The sequence below is a fragment of the Actinoplanes subglobosus genome (assembly GCF_042650585.1).
Lineage (GTDB): Bacteria > Actinomycetota > Actinomycetes > Mycobacteriales > Micromonosporaceae > Actinoplanes > Actinoplanes subglobosus.
Genome location: NZ_JBHSBL010000020.1, coordinates 484,818 through 500,333 on the forward strand (window position 1 = coordinate 484,818; position 15,516 = coordinate 500,333).

The following is a 15,516-nucleotide window of genomic DNA, read 5'->3' on the forward strand; positions in this document are numbered from 1 at the left end:
GGTGAATTTTACTGAAATTTTGAGATTTGCTCTTCGGGGGATCGGCGCGAACAAGCTGCGCTCGGTCCTCACCATGCTCGGCATCCTGATCGGTGTCGCGGCCGTGATCCTGCTGGTCGCGGTCGGCAACGGCTCGGCCCAGTCGATCGCCTCACGGATCGAGGCCCTCGGCACCAACACGCTGACCGTGATGAGCACCAGCCGGGGCAGCGGCGGCCTCACCATGCGGATCGCCGACTCGCTCGACGACCCGATGATCGCCCCCGACGTCCGCTCGGTCTCGCCCGTGGTCAGCACCTCGGCCACCCTCACCTACGAGGGCACCGAACACGAGATCAGCTCGTTCGTCGGCACCACACCCAGCTGGTTCGCCGCCTCCAACTTCCCGGTCGAGACCGGCGCGATCTTCACCGCCGACGACGAGGCGCAGGCCCGCCGGGTCGTGGTGATCGGGCAGACCGTGGCCGAGGAGCTGTTCCCCGGCGTCGATCCGGTCGGCCAGCAGGTCACCGTCGGCGGCGCCCTGTTCACCGTGACCGGTGTACTGGAGGAGAAGAGCTCGTCCGGCTTCCAGGATTCCAACGACACCGCGGTCGCCCCGATCAGCGCGGTCCGGCAGGTGCTCGCCGGCTACGGCTCGCTCAGCTCGGTGCTGGTGGAGGCCGCGGACCCGTCGATGGTCGACACCGTCCAGTCCGAGATCAGCACGATCCTCGACCGGAAACTGGACTCCGACGCCTACCGGGTGCAGAACGCCTCCCAGCTACTGGAGACGCAGACCGAGACCGCCGACACGTTCACCACCCTGCTCGGCGCGGTCGCCGCGATCAGCCTGCTCGTCGGCGGCATCGGCATCACCAACATCATGCTGGTGACGGTCACCGAACGGACCCGGGAGATCGGCATCCGCAAGGCCCTCGGCGCGCCCCGCCGGGTGATCCTCTCCCAGTTCCTGATCGAGGCCACCCTGCTCAGCGTCATCGGCGGCGGCCTGGGCGTCGCCGCGGCCGTGATCGGCAGCCGCTTCGAGATCGTCGGCGTGCAACCGGTGATCGTGCCCAGCTCGGTCGCGCTCGCCCTGGGCGTGTCCGTGCTGATCGGCCTCTTCTTCGGCGGCCTGCCCGCCGCCCGCGCCGCCCGCCTGCGGCCGATCGACGCCCTCCGCTACGAATGAGCCCCGCTACCGATGAGGAACACCCCGTGACTCCCACGAACCACGACACCGAGGTCCTGCCCCGCCCGTCCGGCACCCACTCGGAGCTGAACGAGGCCCTGGCCGCGGCCGCCCCACGCCGCTGGTGGAACCGCACCACGCTGGCCCTGCTCGGCGCGGCCCTGCTGGCCGGCGGATTCCTCGGCGGCGTCCAGGCACACGAACGCTGGGGGAGCACCGACAACCAGGCCGGGACGGGAGGTTTCCCCGGCGGCGCGGGCCTGCCCAGCGGCTTCGCCGGCGGACCGGGCAACGGTGCCTCCCGCGGCCCGGCAGAGGGCCCGACCGGCGGCGCCCAGCCGGCCATGGCGGCCGGCGGGACGAGCGGCACGGTCAAGATGGTCGACGGCACCACCCTCTACGTGCAGACCGCCTCCGGCGAGACCATCACGGTACGGACCAGCGACAAGACCACCGTGAAGGTCAGCCAGACGGCCAGTCTGGAGAGCATCACGTCGGGTGTGCCGGTGATCGTCGAGGGCGTGCCCGACTCCGAGGGCATCGTCACCGCGGTCGCGGTGACCGCCGGCTGACCGGCGCGGAGCCGGTCAGTTCCGGCCCGTCGCCAAGGCGGTGGCCAAGAAGCCGGCAGGAAGTCACAGGACTCCGGGCCGCCCGCCGATGTCTCCTGCCACGCGGGGGAACCCCTCCCGCCCGGACAGGGAAGACATCCATGACCACCATCAGCGGCGTCACCGCCTCGACCGGCTCCTACTCCTACTACTGGTCGCCGGCCATGCAGCGCCGGGAGAACCCGTTGGCCAGGGTCGCCGAGACACTGGGCCTCAGCACCGGCGAACTGAAGTCGCGGCTCGACACCGGCCGGAGCCTCAGCGACATCGCGACCGAGAAGGGCGTGACCCACGACGAACTGATCAGCGCGATCAAGGCCGGGATGCCGTCCGGGACGGCCGCGGCCGGTGATCCCGACGCCCTCGCCGAGAAGATCGCCGAGAGGACCCAGGGGAGCACGCCCCCGTCGCCACCGCCGCCCGGCGGCCCTCGTGGCGAGAACGCCGGCCTGCGCGACGAGACCAAACTCGCCGAGGTCGGCAAGCTGCTCCGGATGGACACCGGCGAGGTCACCGCGGCCGCGACCAGCGCCGCCGGCCTGGTCGCGCTCCTGCGGGACAAGGGTGTCGACCTGGGTTCGCTACGCGACGTCCTGACCAGCGGCGACCTGCTGGACGTCAGCGTCTGACCGTCGCGGCGCCCACCAGTTCGCCCGGCCCATCAGCGCCATGAGAACGGCTCAGCGGCGCAGGTAGCGGCGCACCAGGGCGACCGTGACACCGGCCAGGAACAGGTCGATCACCACGACCAGGCCCGGCCACCCGAACAGCAGCATCGCCGGTGGGACGGCGATGAACAGGGCGGCACCGAGCACGGCACCGACCGGGAACGGAGCGTCGGCGATCGGTGTGCCGTTCATCCGCGCGGCGAACTCGGGGTCGCTCATGTGGACGCAGCGCTCCAGCTCCGCGATCGTGCGCCGGTCGTCATCGTTCAACATCGATGCCCCTCCCGGAGAGTGCAGGCAGGCCTGGTACCCGGAGATTGGCGAGTCTAAACGACTCCGCAGGGGGAAATCTGTCCTCATGACGAAAGAGCCGACGAAAGACCCGACCGATCAGCAGCTCACGGTGGAGAGCCTGCCACGGCATCCGGCGGCGCGGGCCCGGGCCGAGGCGGACCGGGAACTCGTGCCGCCCGACGCCGATCTCGACGAGGAGCCGCCCGCCGTCACCCGGCAACCAGGCCGGTCAGGAGGGCGGTGAGCAGGGCGGTCCGTTCGGCGATGCCGGAGACGGAGACCCATTCGGTACGGGCGTGAGCCCCACCACCACGAGGAGCGAGGCCGTCGACCGTCGGGTGCCCCAGCGCACCCGTCGTGTTGGTGTCGGCGGCCCCGTCGGCGGGCCGCCCGTCGACCCGCTGGCCGATGCCGGCGGCGATCTCCTGGATCCGGTCCAGCAACGCGTCGCCGGGCGGGCCGGGGCGCCAGGTGGGGCGGTGCGACAGCAGCCGCGCCGCCACACCGGCCCGCGCCCGGATCGGCCGCAACCGGCGGAGCTCGCCGAGCACCGCCTCCTCGTCGGCCGGGTCGGAGAAGCGCAGCCCCAGGTCGGCGTGGGCGGCCCCGGCCACCACGTTGGTCCGGCCGCCGCCGGCGATCGTCCCGGTGTTCAGCAGGACCGGCCGGGCCGCGACCGCCGACCGGACCAGGAGCAGCTGGTCGACCAGTTCGTCGATGGCGCTGGCGCCGGCGTCCGGGTCGAGGGCGGCGTGCGCCTCCACCCCGGTCACCTCGATCCGGGCCCGGGTGCTGCCGCGACGGCCGGTCTTCAGATCGCCGCCGGGGTGTGGCGGCTCCAGGCCGAGCACCGCGCGGGCCCGTCCGGCCTCGGCGCGGACCAGGTCACCGGCGCTCGGGGAGCCGATCTCCTCGTCGGCGACGACGATCACCCGTACCTCCGGATGATGGTGATGGTCGATCTCGCCCGCCGCCGAGAGGAGGGCGGCGAGGCCCGCCTTGGTGTCGTAGACGCCCGGCCCGCGGATGACGTCGCCCTCGGCCGACCACGGCATGGTGGCCAGGGTGCCCACCGGCCACACCGTGTCGTAGTGGCTGAGCAGCAGGATCGGGCCGCCGGTCACCCCGCGGGCGGGCAGTGTCCAGATCAGGTGGTCGCCGGTCGGGTGCGTCTCGCGGGCGGTGTGGAATCCGGCCCGGGCCGCGTCGGCGTCGAGGATCTCGGCCAGGGCGGCCAGTGAGCGCGAGTCTCCGGTGGGTGACTCGCACAGCGTGTAACGGTGCAGTGCATCGAGCGCGGCAGTCGACATATGCGAAAGCTAAGTTGCGGCGATGGCGTTGTCAACGAGCGATGATGTTGCCAGGATGACGGTTATACGTTTCGTATCTTCTCCTCGGGAGGCGCTGTGGAGCTTGTCGTGCGGGAGCTGTACGGGCAGGCCGAACTGACCGAGGCCGCCCGTCTCTACCGTCGCGTGTTCGGCTACGACCAGCCGGAGCACGGCGTCAGCCCGCGCCTGCTCGCCGCCCTCCGGGAGAACTCCGGATCGGTCATCGGGGCGCTCGACGGTGACGGCACGATGATCGGTTTCTGCTACGGGTTCACCGGGGTCGAGTCCGGCGAGCTCTACCACTACTCACAGGCCGCGGTGGTCGCCGCCGAGGCGCAGGGCCACGGCGTCGGGCGCCTGCTGAAACAGGCGCAGGCCCGGATCGCGCGCGGCACCGGGGCGCGGACCATGCGATGGACCTTCGATCCGTACGCGGTGCGCAACGCCCATTTCAATCTCAACGTGCTGGGCGCCACCGGAGTCAGGTTCCTGCCCGACTACTACGGCGGCGACACCGACCGTGTCCTGGTCAGCTGGGACCTGTGGCACGCCCGCAAACCCGGCGCCCCGGCCGGCGCGGTGCGCTCCCCGGCCACCGACCGGGCCCGTCTCCGCGCCGGGCTGGAACGGCACTTCGCCGCCGGAGCCCGCTGGACCGGAGTCACCCGCGACGCCGGCGAGGTCACCTACACGTTCGAGAGTGACGAGTCGTGACGACACCCCGCTCCACCCCGTCCGAGCGGTTCGACCGCAACGTCCAGCGCCGCTCCGCGCAGGTCCTCAAACAGCGGGTCCTCGAACAGCAGCGCGAAGAGTTCGAGAAAGCCCTGGCCTGGGCGGCCGAGCAGGACGCGATCGAGCGGGCCGCCGCCCTGATCGTCTCGGCCCGGCGGAGATACCTGCTGGGGTACGGGAAGTCGCTCGCCTTCGCGTCGATGCTGGCCACCGACCTCAGCGCCGGCCTGTCCGGGGTGCACCTGGTCGGCGACGGCTCGCTACGGGCCCTCGACGTGCTCAGCGACATCCGGCAGGGTGACCTGCTCATCGCCGTGTCGATGTCCCGTTACCGCCGCGAGACCGTCGACGTCGCCTCCGCCTACGTGCGCCGCGGCGGCGAACTGGTCCTCGTCACCGACGCCGACGACGGCCCGCTCGCCGGCGTCGCCAGCACCAGCATCGTCATCGGCACCGAGAGCGCCTCCTACGCCAACTCGCCCACCTCGGTCGTGCTCGCCCTGCACCTGCTCGCCACCCTGACCATCGCCAGCTCCAAAGGCGCCGGCCGCCGCCTGCACCAGCGCGACGAACTGGCCGCCGAGCTCGGACTGTATGCGGAGACCAATGATCAAGATTGACCGCGTGGAGCTGCGCCGTGTCCGGCTCCCGCTCGTGCACCAGTTCCGGACCAGCTCCCACGCCAAACGCGGACTCGAACACATCCTCGTCACCCTGACCAGCACCGACGGCGCCGTCGGCTGGGGCGAGATCGCCTCACCGTCCGGGCCGTACTACTCGGCCGAGACCGTCGACAGCTGCTGGGCCGTCGCCGGGTCGTTCCTCGCCCCGCTCACGCTCGCCACCGGCTGGGAACACCCGTCCGAGCTCGCGGCCGCCCTCGCCAAGGTCCGCGGCAACCACTTCGCCCGCGCCGGATTCGACATGGCGGCCTGGGCACTCTGGTCCGGGACGTCCGGCGTGCCACTCGCCAAAGCACTCGGCGGCGACCGGTCCCGGGTCGAGGCCGGCGTGTCCCTCGGCATCGAACCCACCGTCGACGACCTGCTCGAACAGGTCGCCCTCCGGGTCGCCGACGGATACCGGCGGGTCAAACTCAAGATCGCACCGGGCTGGGACGTCACTCCGGTCCGCGCCGTCCGGACCGCGTTCCCCGACGTGCCGGTGCACGTCGACGCCAACGGCGCCTATCCGGTCGACGAGGTCGCCGTCTTCCGGCAGCTCGACCACCTCGGGCTCCTCATGATCGAGCAGCCGTACGCGCCACGCGCCCTCGTCGACCACGCCGCCCTCCAGGCCGTCCTGGCCACCCCGATCTGCCTCGACGAATCGATCGAGGAACTCGACGACCTGGTCACCGCGCTGCGCCTACGGGCCGGGCGGATCGTCAACGTCAAGGTGTCCCGGATGGGTGGCCTCACCCAGGCGGTCCGCGCCCACGACCTGGCCCTCGCCCACGGGGTACCGGTGTGGTGCGGCGGCATGCACGAGTTCGGCATCGGGCGGGCGGCGAACGTGGCGTTGAGCTCGCTACCGGGGTTCACACTGCCGTCGGACGTGTCGGGGTCCGCCAAGTACTACGCCCGCGACATCACCACCGAACCGATCGTCTGCTCGGCGGGCTGGGTCGACGTCCCTGTCGCCCCGGGCCTCGGCCGAGACCCGGACCTGCCCTTCATCTCGGCGAACACGCTCGCCCACCACGCCACCCCCTGACCGGTCGAGGTCCGGCAGAGCGGCCCGGTGGCATCACCGATGAGCCGAGCGCGGCCGGCTCGGGTGGATGGCCGGGCTCAGGGGCCGAAGACGGCTTTCACGTCGGCTGAGGTCAGGCCGCGGTCCCGGTAGGTGGTGGTGCCCGACTCCAGGAGCTCGCGGGCCGCGTCACGCAGCGCTCCGTAGGCCGCCCACGCCAGCGAACCGCCCGTCGACACCCGGCGCACGCCCAGGGCGGACAGCTCCGGGACGCTCGGTGTGCCGGGTAGCGCCAGCACGTTGACCGGGGCGTCCACGGCCACGACCACCCGCGCGATGTCGCCGGGGGTGGTCAGGCCGGGGGCGAACAGCACGTCCGCCCCGGCTTTCCGGTAGGCGACCAGACGGGCGATGGTGTCGTCGAGGTCGGCATGGCCGTACAGCAGATTCTCGGCTCTCGCGGTCAGGACCAAGTCGTGGCGCCGCGCCGCCTCGGCTGCCGCGCCCACCCGGTCGGCGCTGAGCGGCAGCGGCTGGACGCTGCCGGCGACCGGGTGGTAGTCCTCGATCGAGAGACCGGCCGCGCCCGCTTCGGCCAGCAGCCGGACGGTCTCGGCGATGCCCTCCGCGGTGTCGGCGAAGAGCCACTCCGAGTCGACACTGACCGGCACGTCGACGGCAGCGGCGACCGCGGTCACGTGCGCGACCAGCTCGTCCCGGGTGACCTGCTGGTCCAGCTTGCCGAGACTGGCCGCCAGCCCCGACGACGTGGTCGCGACCGCCGCGAAACCGGCCTGCCGCAGAACCCGGGCCGAGCCCACGTCCCACGCGTTCGGCATCACGAACGTCCCGGCCGCGTGCAACTCCCGAAAGCGTTTCCGCGCCGCATCCATGCCCCCACCCTGCCACATCCCGGTGCCGCCGCCGTGCCGGCCGGAAGTGCCGATCGACATGCCCTCTAGGGTTCGGGGGTGGCTGTTTCTGAGTACATCAAGCGGATGCGGGCTTCGATCGGGCACGAACTGCTCATGCTGCCGGGCGCGAGCGCGGTGGTGACCGATGACGACGGTCGGGTGCTGCTGGCGCGGCGTTCGGACAACGGGCGCTGGTCGGTGCCGGCCGGCGTGGTGGATCCCGGCGAGCAGCCGGCCGACACCGCGGTGCGGGAGGTCTTCGAGGAGACCGGGGTGCGTGCGGAGATCGTGCGGCTCGCCGGGGTCGCGTCGCATCCGGTGGTCTATCCGAACGGGGACCGGTGCGAGTATCTGAACGTGTGGTTCCGCTGCCGGGCCGTCGGTGGCGAGGCCGGCACGACCGACGACGAGTCCCTCGAGGTGGGCTGGTTCGCGCCGGACGAGCTGCCGGAGCTGGACGAGTGGTCCCGCCTGCGGATCGCGACGGCGCTGGACCCGGACGGCCCCACCTGGTTCGCGACAGCAGACGAGAAGCACCCGGCCCTGAACCGTCCCGACGCCCTCTGACCCGGCCGGGACGAGGTCAGTCGAAGACGGAGATGCGGGTGCGGTGGTGGCTCGGGCTCTCGATCTCGTCGATCACCGCGACCGCCAGGTCGGCGTAGGAGAGGGTGACGCCGCCCCCGGTCTCCCCGCCGGTGCGGTAGGTACCCCGCCGGGGCCCCTGTGGATCGAACTGGGCCGGCGGCGTCACCATCAGCCAGTCGACGGCGGTCCCGGCGGCCCGCAGCCGGTCCAGCCCCGCGGTGTGCGCGACCGCGAAGTCCCGGAACTCGGCGGGCAGCACCGACGGGTCGTCGTACAGTGGCTTCCCACCGCCGTCCACCAGGTTCGCGAAGAGTCCGATGACGATCAGCCGCAGGACCCCGGCGGCGGCGAGCCCGTCGAGGAGCGTGTCGGTGGCGGTGATGTAGAACTTACCGTCCAGGGCGCCGAGGGCCTTGAGGGCTTCCGGGTCGGAGGCGGGCGAGACGGCGTTCACGACGGCGTCGTGGCCGGTCACGAGGGCGGCGACCGATCCGGCGTCGAGGATGTCGCCCCGCACGACCCGGCCGGAGAGCTGATGCTTGGCGGGGTCACGGACGACGGAGGTCACCTGGAGGCCGCGGCGCTCGGCCTCGGCGGACACGGCCCGGCCGGCCCGGCCGCCGGCTCCGAAGATCACGATGCTGGTCATGGGGCGGACGCTAGCCGGGCAGGGCCTGGTTACCGCAACGATACCGGCGCTACGGTGGGCCTCGTGGAGACGCTGAACCCGGAGATGTTCGCGCCGGAGTGCCCGAACCGGCTGATGCCGATGCAGGTCGGTGACAAGTGGACGGCGATGGTCGTGATCTGCCTGGAGGCGGGGCCACGCCGGTTCGGCGAGTTGCTCGTCCCGTTGCGGTCGATCACCAAGAAGGTGCTGGCCGAGACGCTACGGGCGATGGAGCGCGACGGCATGGTCACCCGCCGCGAGTTCCCGGCCAACCCACCCCACGTGGAGTATGAGCTGACCCCGCTGGGGCGGAGCCTGCTCACCCTCATCGACGCCGCCCGCAACTGGTGCCACGAGCACCTGCCCGAGCTGATCGAGGCCCGCCGGGCTCACTCCGGCTGAAGCTCCTTGAGCGCCGCGTCGAAGATCTCGTGGTGCCGCGCCACGTCGGCCAGTGACGTCTCCGGGCACATCAGCGCCATGTTGTGGAAGGGGGTCAGCAGCACCCCACGGTTCGCCAGGTAGAGGTGGAGGAAGTCCTCCAGTTCACCGTTCGCGTTGGCGGCCGACTCGGTGCCGTTGCGCGGGGCGGGGCTGGCGAAGCGGTACTCGACCCGGGCGCCCAGACGGGAGACGGACCACGGCAGGCCGTACCCCTCGATGATTTTGATCAGTCCGTCGGCGAACGCCGACGCCGTCTCGATCATGGTGGCGAACGCGGCGTCGGTGAGGACCTCCTGCAGCGTGGCGCGGGTCGCGGCCATCGAGACCGGGTTTCCGGCGAGCGTGCCGCCGACACCGCCCATGTCGACCAGGTCCAGGTCGCCGCGGCCGCTCAGCGCGTCGGCGAGTTCGGCGCTGAGGCCGTACGCCCCGACCGGCACCCCGCCTCCGATGGCCTTGCCGATCGTCAGCACGTCGGGTTCGAGCCCCCAGAACGCGGTCGCCCCGCCCGGCCCCGCCGAGAACGTGTGCGTCTCGTCGTTGATCAGGTAGGTCCCGTGCCGCCGGGTCAGCTCCCGCACCCCGGCCAGGTAGCCGTCCTCGGGCAGCACGATCCCGATGTTCGTCAGCGCCGGCTCCATCAGCACCGCCGCCACGTCGCCGTGCGCCAGCTCCCGCTCCAGGCCGGCCAGGTCGTTGAACTCGGCGACCCGGCTGGTGAGCGTGACGTCGACCGGCGCGCCGACGTTGCCCTCCCGGCTCGTGCCGCGCCCGTCGGGACCGACGACGATCAGCGACTCGTCGACCGAACCGTGGTAGCAGTAGCTGTTGACCAGGATCTTCGGCCGGCCGGTGACGGCGCGCAGCAGACGGATCGCCCACCGGTTCGCGTCGGTGGCGGTCAGCGCGAAACTCCAGGCCGGCAGCCCGAACCGGCGGGCCAGCTCGGCACCGGCGATCGCGGCGTCCTCGGTCGGCATCATCGTCGCCAGACCACGCTGGACACGCTCGGTGACCGCGGCGACGACCGGCGCGGGGGAGTGGCCGGCCATCGCGCCGGTGTCGCCGAGAGCGAAGTCGACGAACGTGTTGCCGTCGACGTCGACGATCCGATTACCCTGCGCCTTCTCCAGGTAGATCGGGAAATCCCCGGCGGTCTTGTTCATCCACGTCATCGGGACACGACCGAAGAGATGATCCGACCGGGTGTACGCGGCCCGCGAACCCGGATGACGGTCGGCAAAGGTGGAGCGCTCCCGCGCCATGAGCGACTGCAAACGTGAATCCGTCGACATGGCGCGACGCTACCAGGGAATCATCACTCCTCGGTCGTTCTCAGCACGGTAACCGTCTTCCCTCGCCCATCCGTCACATACAGCCGGCGCCCGTCCGGAGAGATCGCGTTCACCCGTGGACTGTCACCGACAGCAACCGTCGACACCACCTTGCCATCACCGAGCGCGATGACCGACAGGTTGTCCGAACCCTCGTTGACGATGTACGCGTGCTTCCCGTCCGCGGAGATCATCACCGCCTGCGGTTCCTTACCCACGTTGACCTTGTGGACCAGGCGCTGATCGCGGGTGTCGTACACCTCCACCGTGTCGAGGTCGTAGTTCGTCACCACCAGCCGGGTGCCGTCCGGGGTGACCGCCAGCGCATGCGGCGACCGGCCGACCTTGAAGTTCTTCAGCACCAGCCGGTCCGCCGCGTTCACCACCGAGATCTGACTCGACTCGTGGTTCGCGGTGAACGCGGTCCGCCCGTCCGGGGTGAACACGATCCAGTGCGGGTTCGGCGGCACCGAGATCCGCGCCGCCTCGGTCAGCGACTGCGGATCGTAGATCTCCACCCGCGCCCCGTTGTGAATCGGCACCCACACCGTCCCGTCCGGCGCCACCGCCGGCTCGAACGGCCGCGGCCCGGTCCGGATCGTCTTCACCAGCGACTGCTTCGCCGTGTCGATCACCGCCAGCCCGTTCCCGGTGAAGTTGTTCTCGAACAACGTCACGTACAGCCGGCTGCCGTCCGCCGACAGCGCCAGGAACCGGGGCGTGTTCGGCACCTTCACCACGCCGACCTTCTTGGACGCCACATCCACGAAGTGGACGTCCTTCGAGTCCTGGTCGGCCACGTAGATCGTCTTGTTGTCCGGCGAGACCGCCACGCCCTCCGGCTCCCGCCCGAGACCGATCCTGTCCACCACCACCGGTTTCGTCAGACTCGGCGGCGCCGGAACCTCGGTCCCCGCCGGATCCGTCGCCGGCACACTCGTCCCGGCACCTGGCTGCGCGTCGGTCGTCTGCCCCTGCGTGGGCGTCGTCTGCGGCGCCGCCTCCGTCCGGTTGTCGGCCAGCGCGAACCGCACCCCGGCATACGTCCCACCGGCGAGCAGCGCGACCACCACGACGGCACCGGCGATCAGCGCGCCCTTCCGCCGCGTCTTCTTCCCTTCCGGTGGGTACGGGGGACCGCCCGCCCCCGGCGGATACCCCGTCCCGCCCGACCCGGCCCCCGAGTCGTACCCGTTCCCGACCGGGCCACCCGCATAGCCACCCTGGTAACCGGCCGGATACCCGGTCCGAGGCTGCTGCCGCGCCCCTTGATACCCGCCGCCGCTCTGCCCGCTTCCGCTCTGCCCGCCGCCGGGGTAGCCGGTGCCCGGCTGGCCGCTGACCGGCTGAGCCGGGTAGGTCGTGCCGTGACCCTGTGCGGCCGACCACGAGTCCGTTCCCGGCCACGCCGAAGCGGGAGACGTCGGCCAGCCGCTCCCCGGCGAAGTGGGCCACGATCCGCCGCCGGCCGGACCCGGCGCTTCCGGCCCGTTCGCGCCGGGCCACTGCTCACCGGGCCATTGCCGCGCCCCTTCGGGAACGACCGGTGTGGTCGCATCCGGGTCCTGACCGTCGGGCGCCGTTGTGGCCGTCCCCGTCGTCCCGGCTGTCCCGGCCGTTGTGGCTGTCCCGGCCGTTGTGGCTGTCCCGGCCGTTGTGGCTGTCCCGGCCGTTGTGGCCGTCCCCGTCGTTCCGGCCGGCTCCGCCGGTCCCGTCGTCTCAGGGGCGCGCGGTGACGGCACGTTGTGGACCGGATCGGCCGCCGCCGGGGCAGACACCGGCCATGGAACGCCCGAGGTCGGCGCAGCGTCATGCTCTCCCGGCCAGGCCGGGGCGGGCGTAGCTCCGGCAGGCCCACCGTTCCCGTTCTCCACCCTTGCGGGCGAGGCCCCCCACGGACTCGCCGACACCGGATGCTCGGCCCCACTCCACCCGGGAGCCGCCGCGGACCCGACGCCCGCCTCGACGGATCCCGCCGGCGTCGGACTGGTCTGGGCCGGCTCCTTCACCCACGGCGCGCTCGCATCGGCGGGCTGCCGGGGACCGGGAATCGCCACGCCCGACGCTTCGCTGCCGCTGGCTTCGCTGCCGCTGGCTTCGCTGCCGCTGGCTTCGCTGCCGCTGGCTTCGCTGCCGGTGGGGCCGGCTCCGGCGGGGTCGAGGTCAGACGCGTCGCCGGTCGTGGACCTCGGCGGATCGCCGGCAGGATCGTCCGGGGTATCCGCGGATGCGGGCGGTTCCTCCTCCGAGGCGGCAGCCTGTCCCGAGGCGGCAGCCTGTCCCGGCTTGCGCCCTGCCGAAGGCCAGACCCCATCCGGATCCGACCGCCCCCACACACCGGAACTCCCGCCCGGCCATGTCATGGCCCCAGCCGCCATACCGCTCCCGGCCGCTGCATCGCTCCCGGCCGCCGCACCGCTTCCAGCCGCCGCACTGCTCCCGGCCGCCCCGCCGTCCTCCGGCGTACTGCTCGTGTCGCCGGCGTCTTCCTGTTCGCTCGCCGCTTCCCCCGACGCGTCGTCGACGGTGCCGACCGATTCAGTGCCCTGGAGTGCGGCTTCGTCGCCGGTCGTCTCGGTGGCCGTCACCGGGTCACCCGCTGCTGAACCACCCCCGTCGATCCCTCCACCAGTGGTGGGACCTTCCGCGGAGGGCTGCGGCAACGCGTCGCCCGGCTGGTCGGTGTCGAGGGCATCCTGACCGGTTGTGGCGGCGGCGGGTTCCGGCCAGACCCCGGTCGGCTCGGCCGCCTCCGGCCGAACCCCCGAATCCTGGATGGCTGCGGCTCCGGTTCCGGTTCCGAACTCCGGCTCGGGATCCTCGCCCGGCCCGGTGGGTGCCACCACCGGGAACGAGCCCCGAACCGTCGCTTTCGGTGCGACGAGCGGCGATTCCTCCGACACCGACGGAACAGTTGACGGAACCGCCGACGGAGAAGTAGACGGAACAGCCGACGGAACCGCCGACGGCGGGTCAGCGGCGGCCGACGGCGCGGCGAGCCCTTCGCGAGCGCCCGAACCCCACGCGGTACCCGTCTCCGGCTGACCACCACTCGGGTGACGCTGCGACCAGCCTCCCGGCGACGGCGGCCCGCTGATCGGAGCCCACGGTGAGACCCCGCGAACCGGACCGGCCGGAGGCGGCGCACTGGACGGAGCCGGACCGGTCGACCCGGCCGGACCGGTCGACCCGGTTCGCTCCGGCCCACTCCCCGAAACATCACTCACCGGATGCCGGACATCACCACCCGCGGGCACACCGGGCGCGCCCGAGACCGGGATTCCTGGAGGTAGCGCTGCCCCGCCCGTACCGGAAGAAGGGTCTGCAGCGGAAACCGGATCGCCTGCCGGAAGCGCCGGCCAACCGGCACCGTCCGCGGACTCCCCGGGCCATGCGGTCTCAGGGCCGACGACGGCCCAGGTCGCACCCCACCCGACGGTCCCGCCGGCGGGCGGCCCGGACGGCACAGCGACGGGAGACCCGGGCGGCCCGGACGGCCCGGACGGCACAGCGACGGGAGACCCGGGCGGCCCGGACGGCCCGGACGGCACAGCGACGGGAGACCCGGGCGGCCCGGCCGGCGGACCGCTGGTGCCCGGCTCTTCGGACACCTCACCCGTGACCGCGAGCCGAGCCCCACCCGCCGGCCCTTCCAGAGTGATCACCCCGTCGAGCCGCCCCACCGTCGGGAACCACGAAACCCGCAGCACATTGCCTTCGAGCCGAGCGTGGAGCCCGTCGACGGTGCTCGACACGACCGAGGCGGCGGCCAGCGGCGGCCCCTGAACCTCGACCTCCGCGCCGAACTGCCGGCTCCCGGGGGCGACGCGGCCGAAGTCGAGGGACGGTTCGGTGATGCGGATCGAGGTGCGGCGCAGCGCGGCGGTCGCGGCGGCGGCGACCCGGCCCTCGCCGGTGGCTAGACGACGCAGCGCCTCGCGTGCCTCGACCGCGCGGGACAGGTCGTGGCCGGCGGCGGCCACCGCGAGCTGCGCGATGAGGGCCATCTGGTCACTGCCGGCCCGGCGGATCCGGGCCAGCCACGGCTGCCGCCCCGACCCGAACACCCACTGCCGCACGCTGGGGTCACGTTCGCGCAGGTGATCGTAGAGTTCGCTGATGCCGATCCAGCCGTCGCGGTCCCGGTCGGCGGCGCCGCCGGTGACCCCCTCGGCGATGAGTCCGGCGAACGTCGGTGGCTCCGGCCGCGGCGTGGCGGCGATGACGACACGACTCTGCCACTCGGCGGAACGTGCCGCCCGGAAGTGGTGCCCGGCGTCGACCGGCCCACCGGTCCGCCCGTCGAGCAGCACCACGGCCTGCCCGGCACGGCTGCGCTGCATGAGCGCGGCGACCTGGGCGACGTCGACGGCGGTCTCCGCCGGCCGGCCCATCACGGTGTCGGCGGCCGCCAGATAGAGTCCGCCACCCGGCCCGGTCAGCATCACGCCACGGAAGTAGACGAGGACACAATCCTCCTGGTCACGCCCCTCGAACAGGGATTTGACCCGCCCGTACGCCTCCCGCGCCCCCGGATCCCGCAGATGCGCCGTCTCGAACCCGCCGAGCGCCGGATCCCCGAGCACCTCCACGAGCGCCGGAACATCGGCCGAGGGCACCGAGAATCGACGCAACACGGGATCGTCGTGCTGCTCGACGCTGATGACTACCGCAAGTCGTCGCGCGTTCATCGAATGCATCACCCGTCATCCATGGTGCGATGCCGAGGCCGGACACGAAACCCCGAGAAGATTACGAACCGCGATTTCTCCACCGCGCAGCGTTCTTGATCTCGGTATTCGACGGTGCATTCATGATCGGTCAATGACTAACGCAGTTGTCGATCCACCTGCGGTGATGTTGATGAGGCGACAGCATGGACGGGCCTCTTCCCATGGTGTTCCGGGCCGGGCGCGCAGTCACCAAAAATTTCCGGAATTCACCGGATCCGGTGGGCTGACGTGGGCGGACATCAATGTGACCGATATGCGTCAGGTCAAACCCTTGCGCCACCGAAGGCAGCCGATTCTGTCCGACTCAGATCAAGACCATGCGATG

The 15,516-nt window shown here is 71.9% G+C and carries 15 protein-coding genes; 9 read left to right on the forward strand and 6 right to left on the reverse strand.

What is annotated here, in order from left to right; all coding sequences use genetic code 11:
* Nucleotide 1: 1 nt before the first annotated feature.
* From ACFO0C_RS31400 to ACFO0C_RS31410, 3 genes are all read left to right on the forward strand, one after another.
* On the forward strand, nt 2-1,174 hold the full coding sequence (locus tag ACFO0C_RS31400; RefSeq protein ID WP_378070332.1) for an ABC transporter permease: 1,173 nt from the start codon (nt 2-4) through the stop codon (nt 1,172-1,174).
* A 26-nt stretch (nt 1,175-1,200) separates the two neighbouring features.
* Complete coding sequence (locus tag ACFO0C_RS31405) at nt 1,201-1,746, forward strand: hypothetical protein (RefSeq protein WP_378070333.1); 546 nt, start codon at nt 1,201-1,203, stop codon at nt 1,744-1,746.
* A gap of 140 nt (nt 1,747-1,886) precedes the next feature.
* The gene (locus ACFO0C_RS31410) at nt 1,887-2,414 is read left to right on the forward strand and encodes a hypothetical protein (protein WP_378070334.1); all 528 of its coding nucleotides are present in this window, start codon (nt 1,887-1,889) and stop codon (nt 2,412-2,414) included.
* Between the two features lie 51 nt (nt 2,415-2,465).
* On the opposite strand, the gene ACFO0C_RS31415 is transcribed toward ACFO0C_RS31410, so the two are convergent.
* Nucleotides 2,466-2,726, reverse strand: coding sequence for a DUF3040 domain-containing protein (locus ACFO0C_RS31415; RefSeq protein WP_378070335.1), 261 nt, complete (start codon nt 2,724-2,726; stop codon nt 2,466-2,468).
* Nucleotides 2,727-2,811: 85 nt separating this feature from the next.
* Here ACFO0C_RS31415 and ACFO0C_RS31420 point away from each other — a divergent pair, with 85 nt between their 5' ends.
* Entirely contained in the window at nt 2,812-2,991 is a 180-nt protein-coding gene (locus tag ACFO0C_RS31420; protein ID WP_378070336.1) for a hypothetical protein, read from the forward strand.
* Here ACFO0C_RS31420 and ACFO0C_RS31425 read toward each other — a convergent pair.
* Complete coding sequence (locus tag ACFO0C_RS31425; protein ID WP_378070337.1) at nt 2,957-4,057, reverse strand: M20/M25/M40 family metallo-hydrolase; 1,101 nt, start codon at nt 4,055-4,057, stop codon at nt 2,957-2,959. The two genes, ACFO0C_RS31420 and ACFO0C_RS31425, sit on opposite strands and share 35 nt — an antisense overlap.
* 96 nt (nt 4,058-4,153) lie before the next feature.
* Between ACFO0C_RS31425 and ACFO0C_RS31430 the strand changes: the two genes are divergently transcribed.
* Genes ACFO0C_RS31430 through menC form a run of 3 tightly spaced genes read left to right on the forward strand, consistent with a single transcriptional unit; the run spans nt 4,154 to nt 6,529 of the window.
* Entirely contained in the window at nt 4,154-4,792 is a 639-nt protein-coding gene (locus ACFO0C_RS31430; protein WP_378070338.1) for a GNAT family N-acetyltransferase, read from the forward strand.
* Entirely contained in the window at nt 4,789-5,433 is a 645-nt protein-coding gene (locus ACFO0C_RS31435) for a MurR/RpiR family transcriptional regulator (protein ID WP_378070339.1), read from the forward strand. Before ACFO0C_RS31430 ends, ACFO0C_RS31435 begins: the two co-directional genes overlap by 4 nt.
* Before the next feature lie 4 nt (nt 5,434-5,437).
* The gene (gene menC / locus ACFO0C_RS31440) at nt 5,438-6,529 is read left to right on the forward strand and encodes an o-succinylbenzoate synthase (RefSeq protein WP_378070340.1); all 1,092 of its coding nucleotides are present in this window, start codon (nt 5,438-5,440) and stop codon (nt 6,527-6,529) included.
* A 77-nt stretch (nt 6,530-6,606) separates the two neighbouring features.
* On the opposite strand, the gene ACFO0C_RS31445 is transcribed toward menC, so the two are convergent.
* A complete protein-coding gene (locus tag ACFO0C_RS31445; RefSeq protein ID WP_378070341.1) occupies nt 6,607-7,461 on the reverse strand; it encodes an isocitrate lyase/PEP mutase family protein in 855 nt (284 codons plus the stop codon).
* Nucleotides 7,462-7,479: 18 nt separating this feature from the next.
* Between ACFO0C_RS31445 and ACFO0C_RS31450 the strand changes: the two genes are divergently transcribed.
* Entirely contained in the window at nt 7,480-7,989 is a 510-nt protein-coding gene (locus tag ACFO0C_RS31450) for an NUDIX hydrolase (RefSeq protein WP_378070342.1), read from the forward strand.
* 16 nt (nt 7,990-8,005) lie between these two features.
* Here the strand turns inward: ACFO0C_RS31450 and ACFO0C_RS31455 are convergent, their stop codons facing one another.
* Nucleotides 8,006-8,659 carry an NAD(P)-dependent oxidoreductase gene (locus ACFO0C_RS31455; RefSeq protein WP_378070343.1) on the reverse strand — a complete coding sequence of 218 codons (654 nt, stop codon included), beginning with the start codon at nt 8,657-8,659 and terminating at the stop codon, nt 8,006-8,008.
* A gap of 63 nt (nt 8,660-8,722) precedes the next feature.
* Between ACFO0C_RS31455 and ACFO0C_RS31460 the strand changes: the two genes are divergently transcribed.
* Nucleotides 8,723-9,082 carry a winged helix-turn-helix transcriptional regulator gene (locus ACFO0C_RS31460; protein WP_378070344.1) on the forward strand — a complete coding sequence of 120 codons (360 nt, stop codon included), beginning with the start codon at nt 8,723-8,725 and terminating at the stop codon, nt 9,080-9,082.
* Here ACFO0C_RS31460 and ACFO0C_RS31465 read toward each other — a convergent pair.
* A complete protein-coding gene (locus ACFO0C_RS31465; protein WP_378070345.1) occupies nt 9,070-10,419 on the reverse strand; it encodes a transaminase in 1,350 nt (449 codons plus the stop codon). The genes ACFO0C_RS31460 and ACFO0C_RS31465 overlap by 13 nt on opposite strands.
* A 23-nt stretch (nt 10,420-10,442) precedes the next feature.
* The gene (locus ACFO0C_RS31470) at nt 10,443-15,149 is read right to left on the reverse strand and encodes a beta-propeller fold lactonase family protein (protein WP_378070346.1); all 4,707 of its coding nucleotides are present in this window, start codon (nt 15,147-15,149) and stop codon (nt 10,443-10,445) included.
* Between the last annotated feature and the right edge of the window lie 367 nt (nt 15,150-15,516).

Bases quoted from the DNA above. Each gene is read 5' to 3' on its own strand.
- ACFO0C_RS31445 (WP_378070341.1), bottom strand. From the start codon at position 7,461: ATGTCGATCGGCACTTCCGGCCGGCACGGCGGCGGCACCGGGATGTGG.
- ACFO0C_RS31465 (WP_378070345.1), bottom strand. From the start codon at position 10,419: ATGTCGACGGATTCACGTTTGCAGTCGCTCATGGCGCGGGAGCGCTCC.
- ACFO0C_RS31470 (WP_378070346.1), bottom strand. From the start codon at position 15,149: ATGAACGCGCGACGACTTGCGGTAGTCATCAGCGTCGAGCAGCACGAC.
- ACFO0C_RS31415 (WP_378070335.1), bottom strand. From the start codon at position 2,726: ATGTTGAACGATGACGACCGGCGCACGATCGCGGAGCTGGAGCGCTGC.
- ACFO0C_RS31410 (WP_378070334.1), top strand. From the start codon at position 1,887: ATGACCACCATCAGCGGCGTCACCGCCTCGACCGGCTCCTACTCCTAC.
- ACFO0C_RS31425 (WP_378070337.1), bottom strand. From the start codon at position 4,057: ATGTCGACTGCCGCGCTCGATGCACTGCACCGTTACACGCTGTGCGAG.
- ACFO0C_RS31455 (WP_378070343.1), bottom strand. From the start codon at position 8,659: ATGACCAGCATCGTGATCTTCGGAGCCGGCGGCCGGGCCGGCCGGGCC.
- ACFO0C_RS31420 (WP_378070336.1), top strand. From the start codon at position 2,812: ATGACGAAAGAGCCGACGAAAGACCCGACCGATCAGCAGCTCACGGTG.